The sequence below is a fragment of the Psychrobacter sp. T6-6 genome (assembly GCF_052258185.1).
In the GTDB taxonomy this organism is placed as follows: domain Bacteria; phylum Pseudomonadota; class Gammaproteobacteria; order Pseudomonadales; family Moraxellaceae; genus Psychrobacter.
Map to the genome: position 1 here is coordinate 125,929 of NZ_JBQQEX010000006.1, position 23,829 is coordinate 149,757.

Sequence of the window (23,829 nt, forward strand, 5' to 3'; positions counted from 1 at the left end):
AATAGACATGGCTGCCAAAACCGTCACCATAGAAAGCAAAGATTATGTATTTAACACCCTAAAAGAAGCACAGAAATATTATGATGCCATCGTAAAAGAGCTTTTTGACGCAAATTTGACTCTGACCAAGGGCCAAGACTTCGAAGATTTAAAATGGATATATAGCACTTACTGTGGTTACACCAAGCATAATCTAGATAAATTGAGCGAATATGACATCATTGGCGTCAAAGGTATAAGAACAATCAGAGAAAAAGGCGGTCAATATGTGCCAACTGAATGCTGTGCGATTATTTTTTCTGATGGCAGCGAAGCAGAGTTTTATACCGATAAAGCCATCAAAGAGATCGCACTTAAGCAAAATCTACGTTAATTTGGCTTTGTTAAGCTTTTAGAGTAGGCTAAATCACTTTTTTTTGCATATTTATGAATTATTTTTAAAATAGTGGTTGACAGGACAGCCGGTCTTGCATAAAATACGCACACTCTTAGCGAGGGGCTATAGCTCAGTTGGTAGAGCACTTGCATGGCATGCAAGGGGTCAACGGTTCGACTCCGTTTAGCTCCACCATACTTATTTATACCAACGCTCAGTATTACTGAAACGTAATCATAAATACTCGCTAGTAGGACGATATCAGCACCTGGGCAATGCTTATTTAATAAGCTATCTGATATTGTGAAGTACCGTTGTAACCACTGGTTATAACACTCTATGCGTCCCCATCGTCTAGAGGCCTAGGACACCGCCCTTTCACGGCGGTAACGGGGGTTCGAATCCCCCTGGGGACGCCACTATTCGGCGTCACTTATTAGCACTTTTGCTTAGCATCAGGTTAGACTAATAAGCGAACAATAAAAAACCCAGTCATCATACGGTGACTGGTTTTTTTTATGTCTGTCATTTCTCAAAACCCTCTATTCTGTTGTCGTTAGCTTATTATTAATAGCTGCTAGCTTACTGTTGATAGCGCTATTGCCAAACTATCTAATACTCGTTAATATCGATCTGATAAGCATATTTACAAAGCGTACCTATCTACTATAAATGATGGGGCTTAGCGTGATTGAAGGGAAGTGATTGCTATGTTTGGTATTGAGGACTATTTAGGGTTTATCTTGGCAGCTATTTTGTTAAACCTAACGCCAGGTACGGATAGCATGTACATCATCACCCGTAGTGTTTCACAAGGGCAAACAGCAGGGTTTTATTCTGTTCTGGGCATCACCTCGGGTATTTTGGTCCATACCCTCTTGGCATCTTTAGGATTGTCCGTATTGATCGCCAGTTCACCTGTGGCCTTTATGATCGTCAAATATATCGGTGCGGCTTACTTATGCTACTTAGGTCTAAAAATGCTACTGAGCAAAAATTCAAATTCAATAGCGAATAGTTTATCTAAAGACGAACGCACTATTGATAAACAGAATGTAGACAGCTGGCAAATCTATAAGCAAGGCGTGTTGACCAATGTATTTAATCCAAAGGTCGCCTTATTTTTCCTCGCGTTTTTCCCTCAATTTATCGATGCCAGTTATGCTTATGGCATGTTGTCATTTCTAATGCTAGGGCTGACCTTTGCTACCAGTGGGTTTATATGGTGCTTATGTTTGGCACTATTAGCAGCTCGGTTTAGTATACGCTTGCGAGAAAACCCTTCTATTGAAACAATACTCAACAGAATTAGTGGTGTGGTGTTTGTGGGCTTGGGGATTAAGTTATTGACTGAAGAAGCATAGAGAAAAGTGTATTAATAAAAAAACATCTTCAATAAAAAAGCCCAATCCCCTACTTTAAAGGAGATTGGGCTTTTCGTCATATAAAGCTTAACGAATTACTAGCTTGCTTCTTTACTTTCAGCCGCCAGTTGACGTAGTACGTAGTGCAATACGCCGCCATGACGCACATATTCGCGCTCTTTTGGCGTTTGTAGACCGACATTAACCTCAAAGGTCTCGCTCGATCCATCAGCACGCGTAGCCGTAACGGTGGCCGTTTTGCTTTCGCCATTGTCCAGACCCGTGATGCTCAATACTTCAGAACCATCTAGTTTGTAGGTTTCTGCGTTTTCACCATCTTCAAACGTCAATGGCAACACGCCCATACCGACGAGGTTTGAACGGTGAATACGCTCAAACGAACTGGTCAATACCGCTTTTACGCCTAGTAGGATTGTACCTTTGGCTGCCCAGTCACGGCTAGAGCCTGAGCCATACTCTGATCCGCCAAGCACGACGAGCGGACGCTTATCTTCTTTATACTTCATCGCTGCATTATAGATGGGCATTTCTTCGCCATCTTGTAACGTAGCGCTGTCATCTTTGAAGTAATAGGTATAACCGCCTTCCTTGCCGTCCATCATGGTGTTTTTGATACGGATATTAGCAAAGGTACCACGGGTCATGACTGCATCGTTACCACGGCGTGAACCATAGCTGTTGAAGTCTGCTTCCATTACACCGCGCTCTTGTAAGTACTGACCTGCTGGCGAATCTGGGTCGATGTTACCTGCTGGTGAGATATGATCGGTGGTGATTGAATCACCGAACAGACCAAGGATACGTGCGCCTTCGATATCAGGAATACCTTCTGGCTCCATAGTCATACCATCAAAGAACGGTGGGTTTTTGATATAGGTCGAGCCTTCGTCCCACGGATACAGCTGACTATCCGCTGAGCTAATTGCGTTCCACGCTGCGCTACCATCGAACACTTCACCGTAGTTTTTGCGGAACATATCAGCGTCGATATTGTTAGCGATCAGCTCATTAATCTCTTCTGAGGTTGGCCAGATATCTTTTAGATAGACATCATTGCCGTCTTGGTCTTGCGCTAATGGATGTGTTGTCAAGTCGATATCGACCGTACCTGCCAACGCATAGGCAACTACTAGCGGCGGTGATGCCAAATAACTGGCCTTCACATGTGAGTGGATACGACCTTCAAAGTTACGGTTACCTGACAGTACGGCAGAAGCAACCAAGTCGTTCTTTTCAATACCTTTTTCAATCGCTTCAGGAAGTGGCCCTGAGTTACCGATACAGGTGGTACACCCATAACCCACAAGATAGAAGCCTGTTTTTTCTAGCTCATCCATAAGGTTGGTTTTTTCTAGGTAATCAGTGACGACTTTAGAGCCAGGGGCCAATGACGTTTTGACCCATGGCTTAGCTTTGAGCCCTTTGGCAGCAGCTTTTTTGGCTACTAGGCCGGCACCGATCATAACCGCAGGGTTTGAGGTATTGGTACAAGAGGTAATGGCAGCAATTACGACTGAGCCATCTCTTAACTTGTGCTGCTTATCATCGATACTGACATTTGAGAAGACGTTATTTGCCGGAGCATGTTTGAGATCATCGTCTCTTGTGTCGACTTCGATCTTTGGCTCAGCCACTAGATCCTCTGCTTGCTCTTGCTCGCCGCCCTCTTGATCAAAACGTATCTTACCGTCCACTTCTACTTTACGGTCTTTATTCATTTTTGCTAACGTTTCGCCAAACTTCTCATGCATATCTGATAGGTTGATACGCTGCTGCGGCAAATTAGGACCAGCTAGTGCTGGTTGTACTGAAGATAAGTCTAGCTCTAGTTTACTAGAATAAGTCGCCGCTGGTGTATCAGCATCATGCCATAAGCCTTGCGCCTTGGCATATTGCTCAACCAGCTCAATTTGCTCTTCATCTCGACCAGACAGACGCAGGTAATCAATCGCCATCTGATCGATTGGGAAAATACCACAAGTCGCACCGTACTCTGGCGACATGTTGGCGATAGTAGCGCGATCGGCCAATGGCATACTGTGTAAGCCTTCGCCATAAAACTCAACGAATTTACCCACCACGCCGTGTGCACGTAGCATCTCCACCACACGTAATACCAAATCAGTTGCTGTGACGCCTTCGGTCAGCTTGCCTTTGAGCTCAAATCCGACCACTTGTGGAATCAGCATCGAGGAAGGTTGACCCAGCATCGCCGCTTCGGCTTCGATACCGCCCACACCCCAACCAAGCACACCGATACCATTAATCATCGTGGTGTGGCTGTCTGTGCCAAATACGGTATCTGGATAAGCCATCAGCTCGCCATCAACATCTGCTGCCATCACGACGCGAGCGAGATACTCAAGGTTGACCTGATGCACGATACCTGTCGCTGGTGGTACGACGACGAAGTTCTCAAAGGCTTGTTTGCCCCAATGCAAAAACTCATAGCGCTCATTGTTACGCTTAAATTCGATTTTTTCGTTGAGATCTAGTGCGTCCTCACGGCCATAAGCATCGACCTGTACAGAGTGATCAACGACCAGCTCACTAGGGATAAATGGGTTAATTTGCTCAGCTTTACCGCCAAGCTCAACCACTGCATCACGCATCGCGGCCAAATCAACAACTGACGGCACACCAGTGAAATCTTGCAAGACCACACGTGCTGGCATAAAGGCAATCTCTTTTGATGCCTCAGCGCCTGCATCCCAGTTAGCAACTGCTTCGATATGGTTTTTGCCAACCGACTGGCCGCCGTCTTCGTTACGCAATAGGTTCTCCAATACCACTTTCATACAAAATGGTAGGGTATCGATATGTTCGTAAGTTTCGGTCAGCTTTGGCAAACTATAAAAGGCATGTTCCTTGCCAGCGACTGAGAGGGTGTCTTTTACATTAAAAATATCACTCATGATAGCTTCCTTATCGTTGTTATAGATCCTAGACGTCAATTATTATGGGTGTAGGTATATGACTGGTGGCTGAATAAATGATCGAATTGATTTTGATAATCGAAAGGTGTCGTCAATTTATCTTATGACCGCTTCTGCTCGCAAAGAAAATAATGCTACTTTAACAATGCTATTTGCTTGCTCAACAAAAGCTTCTTTTACCATAACAAACATGCAAGGCTTTGTTAACGTCTAGACGTTATCGAATCGTGGCACAATCGTAAACGTAACAAAGGCTTAATGAGCTATATACTAATGGTGATCGCTATCACTTACTGGGTTTTTGGCGTCTGCCACTACGGAACACGTAGCTGTCGTCATAAAACTCGGTCACGGCGTTTGCTGCCCAGAAATGCGGTACACCTAAAATCGGTAGCGGCGCAAGCTGTCGTGGTTTGACATCATCATTTGATAATAACGTGTCCATGTATTCGGCAACCTTATCATCTAAATAGCTCATACGTTCAGCCAATGATAAGGTAAAGAGCTCTTGTGAAACATGAATGACAATACTATGCGCACATAATGGTTTACGCGGTTGTATCAGTTGCTCAAGTAGTGCATGCCCAAAGATATAGACTGCTGCCTGAGCGCTGTTATCAGGTTGTGCTGGGTTGTCCCATTTAGCTCGTGGTTTCACCAAACTTGCCTGCCAGTCAAAACTAACCAACGCCTCACCGATACTAACATCAGAAGTCACCAGCACGGCGCCATTCTCATCAAAGACAGTAATAGTGTCACGTACCCGTCCTCGTCGCTCACTAACGCCTTGCTTGGCAATCTCTAGCATATGATAGTAATTGAGCATAGCCTTAGTCTTTGGGAAGGTCAGCCAGATACTACCGTTAAATAAATCATGCAAATTGTCCCTCGTCGGAATATGTCCGCTTGTCCCGATGAAATGCTCGTAAGCTTCGCCATCGGGCAATGCATTTTGAGAGACAAACTGCAGGGTCTGCGGCTTGTTATCATGAGCTGGTTTGGTCTGTGGTAAGGGTTGCTCCAAGACCGCCGCTTGCCGTTCCATCGCTGTTTTCAATACTGCACCAACGACATCAGGTGTACTACCGATAGCTTTTGGCGTGCCCACACTGTCTGCCTGGTGCTTGATATTGCTAAGGTGCGCAATAGTTGTGCTGAGATAACCCAGCTGGGTAATATGAGACAACCACGGTGCTTGCCAATCAATATCGGCAAAGGACTTATCAAGTGTACCCTTTACGATAGAAGGGTCGTTATTGTCTGTGTCGGGATTTGGTTTGGCTGGCAAGTCACTGGCTGGCATAAGCGCTATCTCTCAAGGTTTATCTCTGTTAGACGTATGGGCGGTCTATGGTATCATGGTGCGCTTTTTTACAGCTAGATGAGCGACTCGAAAGGTCTTTTTGAGCGCGATGGATAAATGAGTTTTTATGGCAAATTTTAATACCCACTTAAACGTTGCATTTATGGTTAGCGGTGCCATGAGTCTGACCGTATATAAAGCTGGACTGATCGACGACTCAGGATTTTTGATGTGTGTGGCGCTTGGGACTATTGGCGGGTTGTTACCAGATTTAGATTCGGATAACTCAACACCGATTAAGCTTGGTTTTAATATCACCTCGTTTGTCTTTGCCTTTGGTTTAGTCATGCACTGGCGTAGTGAGCTAAGCTTGCTTTCGCTGATAGCATTATGGCTGGCTGGCTACGGTTTTATGCGTTATGTCGTTTTTCATATTTTTACTACGATGACTGTGCATCGCGGCGTCATCCACTCTGTGCCATATATGGCGATATTGGGATTGGGTCTGACGTGCTTAAGTTATTACGGTCTACACCTACCACTGACGACCAGCTGGTTTTACGGTCTGTTTTTGTTTGGCGGGGCGATAGTGCATTTATCATTGGACGAGCTGTATAGCGTGAATTTGTCTAATATGAAAATGAAGCGCTCATCGGGCACAGCGATGAAGTTCTACCAGCCAAAAGATAAATGGTGGTACTTGCTCTTATATACTATCCTTGCATTACTGGTGTATGTCGCTCCGCCTTTTGAGATGTTTTGGTCGCGACTAAGTGATCCTTCTGCATGGGCACAGCTAAGAGTTGGTATGCTGCCGACACTCCTAGAAGATATGCTACGGTAAGCTATTACTACCAATCATTAGAGTATGCTATGTCACTTTTTATACCATCTACTACCCAAACCTGCCCTTGCCAAATCAATCCGTTATCAGAGACAGACTCGCCGCTCTCCTATCAAGAGTGCTGCCAGCCTTATCATAATGCTTTTTATGATGACGAAGTAGGTGGTCTAAAAGCGGAGACAGCCGAGCGGCTTATGCGGTCGCGCTATAGTGCATTTGTACTCATCAAACCAGACTATATCGTTAAGACCACGCTACCTGCACAGCAGGCTTTGCTTGACGTCACATCGGTTGAGAGTTGGGCAAAAGAGACGGACTGGGCAGGCTTAGAGATTGTGAAGCATACGCCAAAGCTGGGCAAAAGACATGCGCAGGTTGAGTTTGAGGCGTATTTTAATACCAAAGATAATGCTCGTGATTTAGCAGAAAAAATACAAGCGCATCATGAGTTATCTACCTTTGTGAAAACAAAAGACAAGTTTAGTAATGATGCGCGTTGGTACTTTTTAGACCCGACGGTTGCGATAACAGTGACGCAAAAGCAACCGTGTATTTGTGGTTCTGGAGAGAAATTTAAGCGGTGTTGTGGGGGATATTTGGGTTAGTTTTTTATTAGCTTGTTATGAAAATATATTTGCTTATTATCTTCATTGTCGTCTTTAAGCCATTCAGATACTTCAATCATTTCGCAATCTGGCGTAATTTTGTAATAGTTGTAGTAACTACTAGCATAAACATTTTCAGAGGGCACATAGCAAGTTATAGACTCAGTTTTGCAAAAAGATTGAAGTCTTTTCAAAAAAATATCAAGTGGAATCTTAATTCGGTAAATCTGTAATAGCATACAAGCATCACCTTCTATGAGACTTTTTACTCCGAGACATTCGCAAAGTTTTGGAAGTTGATTTCCTAAGGTTCCTATCTCTTGCAAGCTTAATACCGCAACCTTATTTTCTGGCAAGCTAAAAACTTTCTGTAGTAACAAACTAGCCTTTTCATCACTAATAGCTTGTTTTACAAAAAAATCAATCATTAAGATACCTGATACAGTATGAAGAGAATTAAATACTGCTTATATATACATTCTAAGTTATTAGAAGGTCTGAACTATTCGTCAAAAACATCAATGTACAAAGTAAACTATTCAAAATTGCCAAATATCATTCCCTAAACACTCGCCCCAACCTCCCGTGCAATCGCAATCCCTTCCTCAACCGTCAAAAACTTGCGCTGGCTTGGGCTATCTTTATAAATGACATCACCGTCTTGAAAGATTAAGCACTCATTGACCGCCAGCTGTTGCCATTTCTCATTTTCAGTGAGCGGCACGGTGACTAAGATCGTGACTTTGTCCGTGTCTGTGGTCACATCACCAAAGTTAATCGCCAGATCGTCGTCTGATAATTTCGCCTCACCAAATGGTGCTTTTCGCGTTAGATAAAACAACAAACTGCCCGCATAAGCCAGTTGCCACTTGCCGTTCGATATCAAGCAGTTGAATAGACCATTTGCAGACAGATAGCGACACTGCGTGGTCAAAAAATTAAACAGTGTTTGGTCGTCAGGACGAGTTTTGAAGCTACTCTTTAAACGATTAATGAGATAGCAAAAGATCATTTCAGAGTCAGTGCTACCCACTGGCTGACAATGCGCGGCATTACCGTTGTCTTGCAGGCGCTGGCAACGCTTGATAAACTCGCTATTCATCTGTCCATTGTGCGCAAACACCCACTGCTCGCCCCATACTTCACGGACGAACGGATGCGTATTTGCCAAACAGTTCTGCCCTTGCGTCGCTTTACGGATATGAGCGATGACATTCATGGCTTTGATTGGGTAATTGTTCACCAAGTCAGCTACTGGTGACAGGTGGCTCGGTCTGTTGTCATGAAATAGACGCAGGCCTGTTGAATCATTTACCGTGTCATCGTTAGTGTTGTCATTATTGCTGCATTCGCTACGTTCAAAAAACGCAATACCAAAACCGTCTTCATGACTGTCTGTCATTCCGCCGCGTTTGCGAAATCCTGCAAAACTAAAGCCAATATCCGTCGGGGTATTGCAGTTCATTCCTAAAAGTTGACACATTTATAGTTCACCGTTTTTATAGTCTTGTTTGCCATGATTGTGCTCGGTTTCTGGAGTAATACCGAGCTCAGCATCGCTCATATTGGCGAGTAGATCAGCCCTAGCACTACTGTCTGTATCGATACCCTCTAAGATACGCTGAGCTTCTGCTAGCTCTGTACCCTCTACCCAAAGCACTATACCAGAGTTCATACCAGGGATAGCACTTAGCGGCTGTAGAGACACCGCGATGCCATTATTGCGTAGCAGGTTGGCATGCAGCTCGCCCTGCATGTTGGTATCGAAACGTGCCAGTTTGTGCCAGTTATCAACTTGATCAGTCATGGTGTCGTCTCCAAAGTGCTGCTACTAGGATATCTACTGCTAGCATATTTGTTACTAGGGTAAGTGGATAAGCAATGTTTAGGATACTTGATCTAGTGTATATTCTTTGACTGCAAACTCACTACTATTAGCTAATTTTTCGTGTGCTTGCTCGGCTTGTGCCATGCTACTAAACACACCAGCAATGTGATTGTTCTGTGTGTTCGATAATACAAACACTGCGTTCTGCGCTTTTTCGACATGTGCCCAATGATAGGCGGCTAAACGCTTCATCAAGTCAGGGTTTTTGACCATGATGTTGTCACCCGTACGACCTTCGGTACGGTTGTAATGAATCACGTTTAGACGCAGTAACCAGAATATCACTGCTGCTTTTGCTAGCATAACAGGTAGTGCACGTTTCTCATCAGTATTTAGTGGGCGTATCGATTCATAACCTTGTAAGAATACCGCCATTTTATTGCGATCAAAGTTCACAGACTCGCCCTGCTCAGCGACGCCCCACGTGGTACAAAAATCATTGATAGTGATAGCAATATCCATCACATAGTGCTCGACACTGACTTCAGTGAAATCTAACAAACCCGTCAGACGTGCTTCACCTTTTTGTAGATTCCATAATGTGTTGTCAGCAAACATATCTAAATGACATAAGCCGTTTGGCAATGTAGTCAGCGGTAGATCGCGATAAGACTGCCAAATATCGCTCATCAATTTGGCTTCGTCACCTGGCATAAACTGCATTTCGCGGTCACGTACATCTGCCCATGGGTATAAGGGTACGCCATATTGCTCGCTTGGCTGCAGTGCTTGCAGGGTCTCATGCAGCATGGCTAACGCCGCCCCGATATCGTGACACATCGCTTGCGTGGTTTGGTCTGGATGCGATCCTGATAGGCATGGCACTAGGGTAATCGCTTTGTCTTCATAATGGATGACATAACGTTTATCGTCACTATCCGTTTGAGCGCTATTCGATTCAATAACTGCCAATGGCGCGGCAACAGGTAGTTTGCCATCTAACTGGTTTAGGATGATTGCCATTTTTTCGATATCAGCAGGTGGACGCTCTTCAAACAAGGTAAATACATAAGAGTATGTACCCTCTACATCATCAGTCGTTTGAATAAACCAGTTTGAGTTTTTGATACCTTGAGTGATTGGAATCGCACGGGCGAACGACACACCAAAGCTTTGGCAAAAGGCGGCAAACTGATCATCGGTTAACTGGGTATAGACGGACATGACATCTCACTTATGACGGTTAAATAGTAAAAGTAGTACGTGAAATAATAAATTCAATTTGGGTAATAATAAATGTGGTGACAGTCAATAATAGTGACCATTACGTCGCCGATAAGCAAACTTTAAATATCGTTAAGATATTTTGTCAATCGGCTGCGTTCTATGACGTAGCTGATACTGATAAAAGTAGCCACATAGTAAAATAGCAACTCAGCAGGCAGCTACTTAATAAAACAATGACTTAATAAAACAGCTGACACATAGGCTAGCTAATATATAGGCTAAGCATTTTTTGCAATCTTTAAACCTTCTTCAATCGACAAATAAACAGGGGACTTAGGGACATCTTGATAAACCATATGACCTTCTGCAAAAATAATGCACTCATCAACGGCCAGCTGTTGCCAGTTTTCATCACTAGTAAGTGGGGTGGTAGCGAGCACCGTCATGACATCGTCTGTCTCGTTGACGGTCTCAAAGTCCATCGTTACATCCACATCAATGAGAGCCGCTGAGCCAAATGGAGTTTGACGAGTCACATGAAACAATAACGTATTGGCATAGCCAAGCATCCACTCACCATTGGACATCACGCAATTGAACAGTCCATAATTCGCCAAAAAACGGCATTGCACGGTTAAGAACTCATACAGTGTCTGTGCATCGGGCTTGTACTCAAACTGGTCTTTTAGTTGATTGAGCAAGTAACAAAACGCAAATTCCGAATCGGTGTCCCCTACTGGGCAATAGTGATGTGATTTGCCTTGCTTGATAGGGTCGCTATCGGCCGCATCTTTAATGGTCATTTTACCGTTGTGAGAAAACACCCAAGCCTCGCCCCAAATCTCACGCGTAAAAGGATGAGCATTACTGAGTAACTGATCATCTGATTTGCGTATATGGACAATAGTATTATCAGCTTTTACTCGAGTTTGACTGACCAACTCAGCAAGTGGGGAGTCCATCGCCGCGCGATTATCGCAGTACAAACGCAGACCCGTCGGCTCAAAATAAGCAATGCCAAAACCGTCAACATGATCGTCTGTAAGCCCACCACGAGCCCGAAAACCAGCAAAAGAGAAACCGATATCAGCAGGATTTTTACTGTTCATGCCGAGCAGTTGACACATAAGCACCCTTTGCATTTGTTTTGTAAAATAGTTACGCGTATCATAGCATTTTATGTGATGTATCTTTGTATTCTTGCGCGAATTAATAGGCGGTTTTATGCTAGCAAAACGTATTATTCCCTGTCTTGACGTAGACAATGGCCGCGTGGTCAAAGGGGTTCAGTTTGTTGATATCAAAGACGCTGGCGACCCTGTCGAAGTCGCCCGACGCTACAACGAACAAGGCGCTGATGAGATTACCTTTTTGGACATCACCGCGACCAATGACGAGCGCGACACCACGTATCATACCGTTGAGCGCATGGCTGAGACGGTATTTGTGCCACTCACCGTCGGCGGCGGCGTGCGAAAAATCGCTGATATTCGCAATTTGCTCAATGCAGGTGCGGACAAAGTCGCAATCAACTCAGCAGCAGTATTCACCCCTGAGTTCGTTGGTGAAGCCGCGCAAAAATTTGGTAACCAATGTATCGTTGTGGCCATCGATGCCAAACGTGTCGCTGATATCAACGTCGACGGTATTACCGTGCCGCGTTGGGAAATTTTTACCCATGGTGGTCGTAAGCCAACCGGTATTGATGCCGTTGCTTGGGCGAGCAAAATGGCCGAGCTGGGCGCTGGTGAATTGCTAGTCACTTCGATGGACGGTGATGGTACCAAAAAAGGCTATGACTTGGCACTCATGCAGCAGATCACCAGCCGGGTCAATGTACCTGTTATTGCCTCAGGTGGCGTCGGCAACCTACAGCACTTGGCAGAAGGCGTGCTAGAAGGTGGTGTCGATGCGGTACTTGCCGCCAGTATTTTTCACTTCGGTGAGTACACCGTGTTGGAGGCCAAGGAATACATGGCAGCGCAAGGTATACAGATGCGTCTATAGCACGTTCGTAAAATACAAATAAAACCCAAAAAAATGCTATCATAGTGCTAACCATTTATTTTCGTTCAATTAACTATGACAACGCCAAAATGATAGGCGACCGAGTTGATTGAACGTATTTGTATATTTAGCTATTTATTTACGTCTATATCTCAATTGAACGCTTTATTAAGCAAAGGATTTTTTATGTCGAACTTACAACAGCAGCGCAGCGATGTGACCCATATCGATGGCAACTTGCATCAAAATGCTGACGCTCGCATTGGCATCGTCGTTGGTCGTTTTAATGGTTTTGTCGTCGAGTCACTAGTTGATGGCGCAATCGACGCCCTACTCCGTCATGGTGTATTGGGTAGCAACATTACCGTTGTCCGTGTTCCTGGTGCATTTGAGTTGCCACTTGTTGCCCAGCGCGCGGCTGAATCAGATCGCTTTGACGCGATTGTGGCACTGGGTGCAATCATCCGTGGTAGCACGCCGCACTTTGATATTGTAGCCAGTGAGTCGGCCAAAGGTCTGAGCGCTGTGGCAATGGATTATAATATCCCTGTTGCCAACGGTATCATCACAACGGATAGCATCGAGCAAGCTATTGAGCGCTCTGGTACTAAAGCAGGCAATAAAGGCTCTGAAGCTGCGATGGTTGTGCTAGAAATGATTGCTGTTTTGTCACAGCTCGATATTGATGATATCGATGAAGCTTAAGCTTTGAAGCTAGAACGTACTGTTTTGACTGGTGCTGCTATTTGGTAATAGCAGTACCTTATAGCACGACGCCAGCTATCAACACACTGGCTATTTTTTGAATTTTCGCCGTATTTCTATACTCTTTATAAAACTGAATAAGCAAAGTAAGTACATATGCGTTCTGATAGTATTCTATCTCAACACACTCGAATCAATGCTTTGCTGATTTAGTTTTTGACTGGGTATCATCTCAAAAATTTAGGTACAGACCCCCTATGACTGACCAACTCAAGCGCGCTATCAGCGCTGCGAAAACCGCACAAGCCAACGAAGCTGAAGCTACCCGTATAGCGAGCAGTAGTGCAGGTGATCAAACCTTCGATATGAGTGAGTCTTCTTACAAGACCAGTCACACTGCTATCCGTAAGGCGCGCCGCTTTGCGATGCAAGGACTATACGAGTGGCTCGTCACCGACCGCCGCTTTGATGTCGATGGCAAGCTTGGCTGGAAAGACAATGCCCCACATGACATCGCTGCACGTACGCGTGCCACCAATGCCATGCACACTGTGCATATCGGCTACTATCACGAAATGATGCGTGATATTCCAGAGCAGATTGAAGCGCTAGACGCCCTTATTAGTCAACATCTCGATCGTGAGATTGACAAGTTAGACACCGTTGAGCACGCTATTTTGCTGATTGGTGCCTATGAGCTGCAAAACCGTATGGAAATTCCTTACAAAGTCGTGCTTGATGAAGCGATGAAGCTTAACAATCACTTTGGCGCGACTGATGCTCACAAATTGATTAATGCGGTACTGGACAAAATGGCTGTTGAAGTGCGCGCGCTTGAAGTGCAAGCAGATACCAAAGCTAACCTACGTACCTCACAAAAAGCAGCATCTAAGCAAGCTGAAACAGTGCTAGCAGACGATGTCGAATCAGCTACTCAAACTACAAACGCTGTCGATGAGGCACCAACTGCTTCAAACAAGCCGCGTATCAGTGCTAACAAGGCTAACGTCAAGCGCAGTAGTGCCAGTAAAGCCAGTGCCAATATCAGTGAATTTAAAGCAAATAAGAAAGCCACTGACGACACAAAAAGCAAAGACTAACCATGAACGAGTTTGAGCTGATTGAGCGTATATTTTTGCAAATGCAAGCTGACTATTTACCGTCAGATGCTATCAAAAAGGGTATCGAAAAAGGTATCGGTGATGATGCGGCGGTTATATCACTGCCAGTAGGAGCGCGCCTAGTCAGCTGTGTCGATACGCTGGTTCAAGGTCGCCATTTCCATGCTGACTTTGCACAAGTAAACAAGCTTGCGTTTGAAATCGGCTACAAAGCCGTCGCAGTTAATGTTTCAGATATTGCAGCAATGGGTGCCACCCCGCACAGTATCTTACTGGCATTGGCATTGCCCGAGCAATTGGCAAACAGTGACTGGCTCACTGTATTTGCCAAAGGTTTATTTCATGCCTGTCAACTGTTTGGGGTCACGCTAATTGGCGGTGATACCACCCGTAGCGAGCAATTGGTGATCAGTGTGAGTGCGCAAGGGTTGCTTGCCGCAGAGACACCAGCTATTTATCGCTCGGGAGCGCAAGTCGGTGATAAGGTCTATGTCTCAGGGACGCTTGGTGATGCTGCCTATGCATTAGAGTTCCCTGACAGCCCACAAGGCATAGAGCTGGCGCATCGCTTGCACATGCCGACGCCGCGTATCACTTTGGGTGCGGCACTGGCAAGCGCGGGCGCAACGGCGATGATCGATATCTCTGATGGTCTATACCAAGACCTTGGGCATATTTGTCAGCAGAGCGGTGTGAGTATGCAGCTTAACCTTGAGCAACTGCCTACTAGTGACTCGTTACGTTCAGTAGACTTATCTAAGCGCTTGTTGTGTCAGCTGGCAGGTGGAGATGATTATGAGCTGGCTTTTACTTTGCCTGCGCATATTGAGCCACCAGCTGGCAACACGCCTATCACTTGTATCGGGAAAGTGATTGCGCTAACAGAGTCAACAGCAACAGATAAAAACATATCTACAGCGTTACGTCCGGAACTGTTCTATAACCATCAGTCAGTGACGCCTACCCAACCTGCACCATTCTCTACATGGCCCAATATGACTGGCTACCAACACTTCACAGGCTAATATATGACTGATCATGACCTATCTAAGCCTGATATCCGTAAAGCAAATGACTGCCCACCACTGCCAGCAGGTGCCAGTATGCTTGATGCTATCGTTTATTGGCTTGGGCTAGGCTTAGGTAGCGGCATGCCCCGCCGTGCCCCTGGTACGTGGGGCACCGTTGGTGGTCTGATTGTGGGCGTGCCGCTCATGGCCTTGGGGTTTGTCCCTTTTTTAATATTAACTATTCTATCTTGTATTGTTGGTATCTGGATATGTGGACGGACGTCTGAGTTAATGCAGGTACACGATGATCCACATATTGTGTGGGACGAGTGGTCTGGTATGTGGATTACCTTGCTACCCCTATCCTATATTTTGTCCTATGTATTTCCTCCTTCTGTAGATGTCTTATCGATGATGATGTTGCCGACATTTTGGGGCTGGTTACCGGCAGCTTTTATCCTATTTCGTGTGTTTGATATTTTAAAGCCACCACCGATTGGCTGGGCAGACAAAAAAGTTGCTGGCGGTCTTGGGGTGATGTTAGATGACATCATTGCAGGCATCATGGCGGCCGTTATTTGGCTGATTATTTATACCGTTGCAGTCATGTTTTTTGCTTTCTGATAGCAGTATGTAAGAATATCTAGGATAGTCTTGGTATATTTACTGGTTTGATTTCGCTGAATTAAGCGAGGTATATTCGAGTTACAAAGCCTGCACGTCATATTTTATTTTCAAAAGGGATTTTGCGTTATAATCCAATATTATATTTTGTTACATTTGTAGGGTTATTATGACATCTCCTCTTTCTGTGATTATTTTAGCTGCCGGTAAAGGCACGCGTATGCAGTCTGCAAAACCAAAAGTATTGCAGACATTGGCTGGTAAATCATTGTTGGGTCACGTACTAGACACTTGCCATCAGCTCACTGTCGATGAAACGATTATCGTCCATGGGTTTGGCGGTGAGCAAGTGAAGTCGGAAATCACCAATCAATATACACAGTCATCAATCACTTGGGTTGCTCAAACTGAGCAATTAGGTACTGGTCATGCCGTCAAAGTGACGCTGTCTGCTCTGCCACAATCAGGGCAAAGCCTTGTTCTATATGGCGATGTACCATTGGTAAGCTGTCAGACGTTAGCCGCATTGAAAACTGCCAACACTGACGGTATGTCTATGTTAACCCTTACTGTTGATAATCCGTTTGGACTCGGTCGTATCAAGCGTGACCAAGCAGGTAATATTGAAGCTATCGTTGAGCAAAAAGATGCCAGTGCCGATGAGCAAAGCATCAAAGAAATCAACAGCGGTATCTATTGCGTGAATAATGCGCTATTGCATAAATATTTACCTGAACTCTCTAACGATAACGCCCAAAAAGAATACTATTTGACTGATATTGTCAAAATGGCAGTCGCTGATGGTATTACTATTCCGGCGATTGAGCCTGAGCATACGTTTGAGATTGAAGGCGTGAATAATCGCCAACAACTTGCCAGCCTAGAACGCACGTGGCAGCGCAAGTTAGTCGCTGATTTACAAGAAGCAGGTGTACAGTTTGCTGATCCTACCCGTGTTGATATTCGTGGGTCTCTAACCGCTGGTCAAGATGTGTTTGTAGATGTTGGCGTAGTATTCGAGGGTGATTGTGTTTTAGGTAATAACGTCTATATCGAAGCTGGCTGTGTGATTAAACATGCCACTATCGGTAATGCCTGCCATATCAAACCTTACTGCGTGATCGATCATGCTGATGTTGGTGCTGGTGTCGATGTAGGGCCTTTTGCCCATCTGCGTCCTGAGACGGTATTGGCTGATAATAGCAAAATCGGTAACTTTGTAGAAATTAAGAAATCGACAATCGGTCATGGCAGTAAAGTAAACCATTTGAGTTACGTAGGTGATGCAACTATTGGTACAGGCGTTAATATCGGTGCTGGTGTCATTACCTGTAATTATGATGGTGCCAATAAATCGCAGACCATTATCCAAGACAACGCTTTTATTGGTTCCAATGCTAGCTTGGTTGCGCCTGTGACGATTGGTAATACTGCGACTGTGGCGGCAGGTTCTGTGGTTACCAAAGATGTTGATAACAATGCTTTGGCCTTTGGCCGTGCGCGTCAGGTGCAAAAAAATGACTTTCAGCGTCCGACGAAGAAGTAGCCAGCTCGTTGCTAGTGTGATCAATGACCATCACTCTTGAGCAACCCTAAGCAGTACTTCAATCGTTGTGGTACTGCTTCATCGTATTTATAAACTGATGCGCTAATTGATGACCAGAGTAATGAATCAGTCGCTAGTCTTTTTATTTTATACCCTCCTATATTGAACTACTAAAAATTGAATTTAAGGAATAGCCATGTGTGGAATTGTAGGCGCAGTCGCTGAGCGAAATATTGCCAATATCTTACTTGAAGGCTTGAAGCGTTTAGAATATCGCGGCTATGACTCAGCTGGTCTGACGGTTATTCGTGATGGTGAGCTACACCGCGAGCGTCAAGTAGGTAAAGTAAAAGCGCTAGTCGATGCTGTCGCCGTCAATCCAGAGTTCTTTGATGGCTATATCGGTATTGCTCATACACGCTGGGCCACCCACGGTGAACCAGCACAGCGCAATGCACACCCACATGTATCAGGCAAAATTGCTGTTGTACATAACGGCATCGTCGAAAACTATGCTGAGCTAAAAGAAGAACTGCTGGCTAAAGGTTATGAGTTTACTTCACAGACAGATACTGAAGTGGTGGCGCATTTAATCCATGATATCTATAAACAAACGCCTGACTTGTTAGAAGCTGTCCGTACTATCATCCCATTACTACATGGTGCCTTTGCTTTGGGTATCGTACATGTAGATTGCCCAGATGAGCTTATCACTGTACGTCTAGGCTCACCTTTGGTCATTGGCGTCGGTATTGGCGAGAATTTTATCGCCTCAGATCAGCTGGCTCTATTGCCAGTGACCAACCGCTTTATGTATCTAGAAGAAGGCGATATTGCTAGATTGACTCGCAATAGCATTCAGGTTTACGCAGATGGCGTTGAGGTCCAACGTCAAGTACATGAAATTGATGCCACTCAGCATAATGCAGATAAAGGCGAGTTCAAGCACTATATGCTTAAAGAAATCTATGAGCAGCCAGATGCTGTCGGTCGTACTATTGAGATGGCCTTAGATAATGGCGAAACCACTAAACTACGCGATGATTTTTTGCAGCGTCATGAGACAAAGCTATCAGGTATCCGTAATGTCCAAGTCATCGCTTGTGGTACCAGTTATCATGCTGGTATGGTCGCAAAGTACTGGTTCGAGAGCCTTATTCGTATCCCTTGTTCAGTCGAAGTGGCAAGCGAGTTCCGTTACCGTAACCCTGTCGTCGTCGATAATACTCTGGTTATCTGTATCTCTCAGTCGGGTGAAACGGCTGATACCTTATCTGCACTACGCGATATTCAAAAGCAAGCGCCTGTAGGCTTAGTTAGCTTAGCGCTGTGCAACGTACCGACCTCATCACTGGTACGCGAGACAGATATATTCCTGCCGACACTAGCAGGTCCTGAAATTGGCGTTGCTTCAACCAAAGCATTTACCACGCAGCTGGTCGCACTGATGCTACTAATACTTAAAGTGGGTGCTACTCAGCAACGTATGACCGATGAGCACTTGAATACCCTACTTGGAGAACTACAGAAGTTGCCGGGACAACTACACGCCAGTCTCAGTCTGGATGGTCCTATCCAAGCCATGAGCGAGCATTTTGAAGATAAGAAGAGCTGTCTGTTTTTGGGACGTGGTCTACAGTTCCCAATTGCTTTAGAGGGCGCGTTGAAACTAAAAGAGATCTCTTATATTCATGCCGAAGGCTATGCAGCAGGTGAGCTCAAGCACGGACCATTGGCACTGGTAGACAAAGATATGCCAATCGTCGTATTGGCACCCAAAGACAGTATGTTTGATAAATTAAAAGCCAACATGCAAGAAGTGCATGCGCGTCATGGTGAGCTATTCGTCTTTGCTAGTGAAGCCAGTCAAATGGTAGCAGAGGACAGACTGCATTTGGTAAATGTGCCTGACGTTTGCGAGGCCCTAGCCCCTATCGTCTACAGTGTACCCGTACAGTTGCTGTCGTACCATGTAGCAGTGATGCGTGGCACTGATGTCGATCAACCACGCAATTTGGCCAAGTCAGTGACGGTTGAGTAGTATAACCTATTGATTTTTAATTTATTATTACTTAATAGTCACCTATTATACTGAAGAATCACCAACCATTCTATGATGCATCACTAAATCCTTCGCCATCTACTACTGACAAGATGACGAAGGGTTTTTTTTGAATAACGAAATAAGAAACTATGCATCATTCATATGACTATAGTTTCTACTATATAGGTACTGAACGCATGGATACTGAGAGTGAAAGCACTAACCAAATAGACATTATCTATGAAGATGAGCACCTAGTGGCAATTAACAAAGAAGCCGGGCTGCTAGTACATCGTAGCTGGCTGGATAAAGGCGAAACACGCTTTGCTATGCAGCTGACCCGTGATGCGGTCGGTTGCCATGTGTTTCCGGTGCATCGTTTAGACAAACCGACTTCGGGCGTGCTTTTGTTTGCCAAAAGCTCAGCCGTAGCGCGCACCTTGACCGAGGCATTTACTGAACGCAAGGTTACCAAGCAATATATAGCCGTGGTGCGCGGCTTCATGCCAGAGCACGGCACGATTGATTATGCGCTCAGCTTTAAGCCTGATGCCATCGCTGATAAACTCGCCAACTTAGACAAGCCCGCTCAAGAGGCGGTGACCCACTGGCAAAGCTTGGCAAAAATCGAGCTGCCGTTTGCAGTGTCAAAAAAGCATCCCACCAGCCGCTATAGCCTTGTGCGCCTGACACCTGAGACGGGACGCAAGCATCAGCTGCGTCGGCACATGAGACATGTATTTCATCATATCGTGGGTGATACCAGCCACGGTGATATACGGCACACACGATTTTTTCGCACTCACTATGACTGTACGCGCATGCTATTACATGCTCAGACATTGGCGCTCAGTCATCCCGTCACTGGTGAGCCATTACTCCTAAAAGCAGGCTTGGACGATCAATGGATGCGCATCCTAAAAGCGTTTTCTTGGGTAGAGAGTCTTGAATCTCAGATGCATTAAGATTTTTTGGTGCTGTTGCTTCATAGAAGTAACGACCCCGATACTACTCGTAAAGGCTCAATGCGCTAACAATGGCTCATCAATTCGAGCATTTTGCTCTGACAGAATATATTATTTCTCTAAACCCTACTTTCTTTTAAGACTCTGATTGATGACTAAAAGGTCGAACAAAAGACCAGATTATTTAACTCAGTCTTTGAGCAGCTACTAGCGCAACTTTTCCAATGAAATGGCAAGTATTTAGCTAATTAGAGCTTGTAAACTCACTTGTGTTATACCTACTCTAATAGAGCGAGTTATTGATCAAGTTACAACCTATTTTGTAAGGTCATTACGCTATAAACGTTACGCAGCCCTTATTTTTTCAAAATCTCTAATAATTCCAAACTCTTAATCATCTATTTCGAAAGATATATTTTGCGCTTGAAGTTTACTAATACAGGCCTCTATTTTGAAATAGCGGCATCAGAGCGTATGCTGAGGAAACAGCTAGTAGTAACTTAATCTTAGCTAAATAACATGACAGTTCACTAAAGGTAATTGCCCCATTCAGCATCTTTCTCTATAATCTCAACGAGATTAATTTTAAAGAACGAACAATGGTTTTTAAGTACCTAAAAGCGCTTTTCTCTTATAATAGAAGAGAATCTTATCTTGGCGAAAGCTTGACTATAGCTGCTAAATCGTATCAAAAAGCAGCTGAACAAGGTCATGCTATCTCCCAGTATCATCTTGGTTTACTTTACCAAGAAGGGCAAGATATGCGTCAAGACTTGACTGCGGCTATCAGTTGGTACCAAAAGGCCGCTGAGCAAGGTCATGTCACCTCCCAATATAATCTTGGTTTGCTTTATGAAGATGGTAAAGGCATTCGTCGAGATTTGGCTACAGCTTTCAGTTGGTATCAAAAGGCCGCTGGGCAAGGTCATCTCATCTCCCAGTATCATCTTGGTTTGCTTTATGAAGAAGGTAAAGGTATTCGTCGAGATTTGGCTACGGCTATCAATTGGTATCAAAAGGCTGCTGAGCAAGGTTATATTATTGCCCAGTATCACCTTGGTTTGCTTTATGAAGAAGGTAAAGGTACTAGTCAAGATTTGACTACCGCTATCAGTTGGTACAAAAAGGCCGCTAAACAAGGTCATGTCACCTCTCAGTATCACCTTGGTTCACTTTACGAAAATGAGAAAGGTACTAGTCAAGATTTGACTACCGCTATCAGTTGGTACAAAAAGGCTGCTGAGCAAGGTTATATCATTGCCCAATATCATCTTGGTTCACTTTATGAAGATGGGAAAGGTACTAGTCAAGACTTAACTAGGGCTATCAGTTGGTACAAAAAGGCCGCTAAACAAGGTCATGTAACCTCTCAGTATCATCTTGGTTTGCTTTACCAAGAGGGCAAAGGTGTTCATCAAGATTTGGCTACCGCTATCAGTTGGTACCAAAAGGCCGCTGAGCAGGATCATACTATTGCCCAATATCATCTTGGTTCACTTTACGAAGAAGGTAATGGCGTTCGTCAAAACAAGTCTCAAGCAAAAGAATGGTTTGGTAAGGCTTGTGATAGTGGTGGTCAAAATGGGTGCGATAAATATCGCATACTAAACGAAGCAGGTTACTGATCTTGTTCATTTGATATAAAAACCTCTCAATATAGTTTATGTGTACAAACAAAATATCAAAAAATACCGATCAGTTAAAAACCTGATCACTTAGATTATTAGAATTAATCTATGAGTCTGTTGCAAGCATATCCTAGCCAATTAACTCTCTCCCCTCCAGCATATATGTAGACTACTTAAAAAATCTCACTAAACTATGCATGGCTCGCAGCATTAGGCACTATCATCTTGTTCATGAGCTTTATCCTTTAGACACACCACTCCAAACCCTCAAAATAATCCTTTATACAGAAAGTAAAACCCTACAATAGTCAGCAGCACTGCAAAGCATTTTTTTAGTAGCGCTGGTGATAAGATATGCGCGACTTTTGCGCCCAGCTTGGCGGTAAAAAAGCTCATGATACTGATACCCGAAAAGGCATAGATATGCACAAAGCCAATCGCATTAGGTACATTGATATTGGCCTGCATCCCAAAAATCATAAAACCAAGCGCGCCTGCGATGGCAATCGGCAGACCGCAGGCAGCGGACGTGCCTACCGCTTTTTGCATCACCACACCGTAACGTGTGAGATAGGGCACCGTTAAACTTCCACCGCCAATACCAAAAATAGCGGAGGCAATACCAATACCCGCGCCTGCTGCCAGTTGCTTCGGTTTTGATGGCAACGCGGCATCGGTATGCTGGGCGCTGTTGTTTGTTTTCTTTTTTCCGCCCCTAAACATCTTATAGGCAACCCACAGCAAAAACACACCTACAATCAGCTGAAGGTACAATCCTGATATCTGCCCTGCAATCCCTGCCCCCAAAAAGCAGCCGATGGCTAAACCTGGGGTTAGGTTTTTAAAGACCGGCCACATAACCCCGCCCTTTTTGTTGTGCGCCATGAGCGAGCTGATAGAGGTGACAATGATAGTGGCAAGCGAGGTGCCCAGCGCCAGATGCATTACATTATCAGGGTTGTAGTCTATTTGAGTAAAAACGATAAATAATAGCGGCACGATGATGGTACCGCCGCCGACGCCGAACAGCCCCGCTGCAAACCCTGCCAGCGCTCCAATGATTAAAAAAATTATAAGTTCCACAGAATCGTTACTTTTGGTTGGAGGATAGAAAGATACGGTTAAGCCATATCAATTTGACGGACTTGACCGACTGGATGATAGCGACGGTTGAAGTAGACCAGACTCTCGCCTGACCCATTTCCACCCTCAGCATGTCTGTCAGTTTGGCTAATCGCGACGACGCGGCATATAAAGATGCTATGCGTACCCACCGCTTGTACTTGCTCAATCTCACAATCAAAGCTCACCAGCGCATCGTCTAACACAGGCGCACCCGTGATCAAAGTATGCCATGCGCCATGGGTAAAGCGCTCATCTGAGTCAAGCTTGGAGGCAAAGACATTAGATAGGTGCTCATGATGTGCGCCAAGCACATTGACGCTCAGGACGTTGTTATCCACAAAATGCGTGTGCGAGCGCGAGGATTGGTTCATACACACCAGCAAGGTCGGCGGGCTATCGCTGACACTGCACACCGCCGAGGCGGTAAACCCATGCTCGCCTGCCGCGCCTGCGGTAGTGACCACGTTGACTGCCGTCGTCAGCAGTGACATGGCGTCTCTAAAATTGCTTGCTTCACTCATCACTCACACCCCAAATTTGGATTATTACT

General features: G+C 44.9%; 22 protein-coding genes and 2 tRNA genes. 15 read left to right on the forward strand and 9 right to left on the reverse strand.

The window, feature by feature from the left end; genetic code table 11:
• Positions 1-7: 7 nt before the first annotated feature.
• The 4 genes from ACTXGL_RS10585 to ACTXGL_RS10600 all read left to right on the forward strand — a co-directional run bounded on the left by ACTXGL_RS10585 (position 8) and on the right by ACTXGL_RS10600 (position 1,740).
• On the forward strand, positions 8-373 hold the full coding sequence (locus ACTXGL_RS10585) for a hypothetical protein (protein WP_443526755.1): 366 nt from the start codon (positions 8-10) through the stop codon (positions 371-373).
• A gap of 122 nt (positions 374-495) precedes the next feature.
• A tRNA-Ala gene (locus ACTXGL_RS10590) sits at positions 496-571 on the forward strand.
• A gap of 148 nt (positions 572-719) precedes the next feature.
• Positions 720-795 (forward strand) — tRNA-Glu (locus ACTXGL_RS10595).
• A gap of 291 nt (positions 796-1,086) precedes the next feature.
• The gene (locus tag ACTXGL_RS10600) at positions 1,087-1,740 is read left to right on the forward strand and encodes a LysE family translocator (protein WP_443526756.1); all 654 of its coding nucleotides are present in this window, start codon (positions 1,087-1,089) and stop codon (positions 1,738-1,740) included.
• Positions 1,741-1,838: 98 nt separating this feature from the next.
• Here the strand turns inward: ACTXGL_RS10600 and acnA are convergent, their stop codons facing one another.
• A complete protein-coding gene (gene acnA, locus ACTXGL_RS10605) occupies positions 1,839-4,676 on the reverse strand; it encodes an aconitate hydratase AcnA (protein WP_443526758.1) in 2,838 nt (945 codons plus the stop codon).
• 307 nt (positions 4,677-4,983) lie between these two features.
• Entirely contained in the window at positions 4,984-6,000 is a 1,017-nt protein-coding gene (locus ACTXGL_RS10610; protein WP_443526759.1) for a DUF3025 domain-containing protein, read from the reverse strand.
• 127 nt (positions 6,001-6,127) lie between these two features.
• Between ACTXGL_RS10610 and ACTXGL_RS10615 the strand changes: the two genes are divergently transcribed.
• Together ACTXGL_RS10615 and ACTXGL_RS10620 are read left to right on the forward strand one after the other, a co-directional pair.
• Complete coding sequence (locus tag ACTXGL_RS10615) at positions 6,128-6,844, forward strand: metal-dependent hydrolase (protein ID WP_443526760.1); 717 nt, start codon at positions 6,128-6,130, stop codon at positions 6,842-6,844.
• Between the two features lie 29 nt (positions 6,845-6,873).
• On the forward strand, positions 6,874-7,449 hold the full coding sequence (locus ACTXGL_RS10620; RefSeq protein ID WP_443526761.1) for a YchJ family protein: 576 nt from the start codon (positions 6,874-6,876) through the stop codon (positions 7,447-7,449).
• Here the strand turns inward: ACTXGL_RS10620 and ACTXGL_RS10625 are convergent.
• From ACTXGL_RS10625 to ACTXGL_RS10645, 5 genes are all read right to left on the reverse strand, one after another.
• Complete coding sequence (locus ACTXGL_RS10625) at positions 7,446-7,877, reverse strand: hypothetical protein (RefSeq protein ID WP_443526762.1); 432 nt, start codon at positions 7,875-7,877, stop codon at positions 7,446-7,448. The two genes, ACTXGL_RS10620 and ACTXGL_RS10625, sit on opposite strands and share 4 nt — an antisense overlap.
• 134 nt (positions 7,878-8,011) lie before the next feature.
• Positions 8,012-8,932, reverse strand: coding sequence for a class II glutamine amidotransferase (locus ACTXGL_RS10630; protein ID WP_443526763.1), 921 nt, complete (start codon positions 8,930-8,932; stop codon positions 8,012-8,014).
• A complete protein-coding gene (locus ACTXGL_RS10635; protein ID WP_443526764.1) occupies positions 8,933-9,256 on the reverse strand; it encodes a hypothetical protein in 324 nt (107 codons plus the stop codon).
• A 78-nt stretch (positions 9,257-9,334) separates the two neighbouring features.
• The gene (locus ACTXGL_RS10640) at positions 9,335-10,501 is read right to left on the reverse strand and encodes a homoserine kinase (protein WP_443526765.1); all 1,167 of its coding nucleotides are present in this window, start codon (positions 10,499-10,501) and stop codon (positions 9,335-9,337) included.
• Positions 10,502-10,782: 281 nt separating this feature from the next.
• A complete protein-coding gene (locus ACTXGL_RS10645; protein ID WP_443526767.1) occupies positions 10,783-11,631 on the reverse strand; it encodes a class II glutamine amidotransferase in 849 nt (282 codons plus the stop codon).
• 97 nt (positions 11,632-11,728) lie between these two features.
• On the opposite strand from ACTXGL_RS10645, the gene hisF reads away from it, so the two are divergent.
• The 9 genes from hisF (at position 11,729) to ACTXGL_RS10690 (ending at position 22,151) form a co-directional block, all read left to right on the forward strand.
• The gene (gene hisF, locus ACTXGL_RS10650; protein ID WP_347163512.1) at positions 11,729-12,511 is read left to right on the forward strand and encodes an imidazole glycerol phosphate synthase subunit HisF; all 783 of its coding nucleotides are present in this window, start codon (positions 11,729-11,731) and stop codon (positions 12,509-12,511) included.
• A gap of 186 nt (positions 12,512-12,697) precedes the next feature.
• On the forward strand, positions 12,698-13,216 hold the full coding sequence (gene ribH / locus ACTXGL_RS10655; RefSeq protein WP_319052082.1) for a 6,7-dimethyl-8-ribityllumazine synthase: 519 nt from the start codon (positions 12,698-12,700) through the stop codon (positions 13,214-13,216).
• Positions 13,217-13,473: 257 nt separating this feature from the next.
• Positions 13,474-14,316, forward strand: a complete 843-nt coding sequence (nusB, locus tag ACTXGL_RS10660) for a transcription antitermination factor NusB (protein WP_443526768.1) — start codon at positions 13,474-13,476, stop codon at positions 14,314-14,316.
• 2 nt (positions 14,317-14,318) lie between these two features.
• Positions 14,319-15,362 (forward strand): thiamine-phosphate kinase, encoded by a 1,044-nt coding sequence (thiL, locus tag ACTXGL_RS10665; protein ID WP_443526770.1) that lies wholly within the window; start codon positions 14,319-14,321, stop codon positions 15,360-15,362.
• Positions 15,363-15,365: 3 nt separating this feature from the next.
• On the forward strand, positions 15,366-15,971 hold the full coding sequence (locus ACTXGL_RS10670) for a phosphatidylglycerophosphatase A family protein (RefSeq protein WP_443526771.1): 606 nt from the start codon (positions 15,366-15,368) through the stop codon (positions 15,969-15,971).
• A 169-nt stretch (positions 15,972-16,140) separates the two neighbouring features.
• Positions 16,141-17,517: a bifunctional UDP-N-acetylglucosamine diphosphorylase/glucosamine-1-phosphate N-acetyltransferase GlmU gene (gene glmU, locus ACTXGL_RS10675; protein ID WP_443526772.1), complete on the forward strand. Its 1,377-nt coding sequence runs from the start codon at positions 16,141-16,143 to the stop codon at positions 17,515-17,517.
• Positions 17,518-17,713: 196 nt separating this feature from the next.
• Complete coding sequence (gene glmS / locus ACTXGL_RS10680) at positions 17,714-19,558, forward strand: glutamine--fructose-6-phosphate transaminase (isomerizing) (protein WP_443526774.1); 1,845 nt, start codon at positions 17,714-17,716, stop codon at positions 19,556-19,558.
• A gap of 200 nt (positions 19,559-19,758) precedes the next feature.
• Positions 19,759-20,526 (forward strand): tRNA pseudouridine(65) synthase TruC, encoded by a 768-nt coding sequence (gene truC, locus ACTXGL_RS10685; RefSeq protein WP_443526776.1) that lies wholly within the window; start codon positions 19,759-19,761, stop codon positions 20,524-20,526.
• A gap of 599 nt (positions 20,527-21,125) precedes the next feature.
• Complete coding sequence (locus ACTXGL_RS10690) at positions 21,126-22,151, forward strand: SEL1-like repeat protein (protein WP_443526778.1); 1,026 nt, start codon at positions 21,126-21,128, stop codon at positions 22,149-22,151.
• 270 nt (positions 22,152-22,421) lie between these two features.
• On the opposite strand, the gene ACTXGL_RS10695 is transcribed toward ACTXGL_RS10690, so the two are convergent.
• Both ACTXGL_RS10695 and ACTXGL_RS10700 read right to left on the reverse strand, forming a co-directional pair.
• Positions 22,422-23,237: a sulfite exporter TauE/SafE family protein gene (locus ACTXGL_RS10695; RefSeq protein ID WP_443526780.1), complete on the reverse strand. Its 816-nt coding sequence runs from the start codon at positions 23,235-23,237 to the stop codon at positions 22,422-22,424.
• Between the two features lie 38 nt (positions 23,238-23,275).
• Positions 23,276-23,800: a flavin reductase gene (locus ACTXGL_RS10700; RefSeq protein WP_443526781.1), complete on the reverse strand. Its 525-nt coding sequence runs from the start codon at positions 23,798-23,800 to the stop codon at positions 23,276-23,278.
• Between the last annotated feature and the right edge of the window lie 29 nt (positions 23,801-23,829).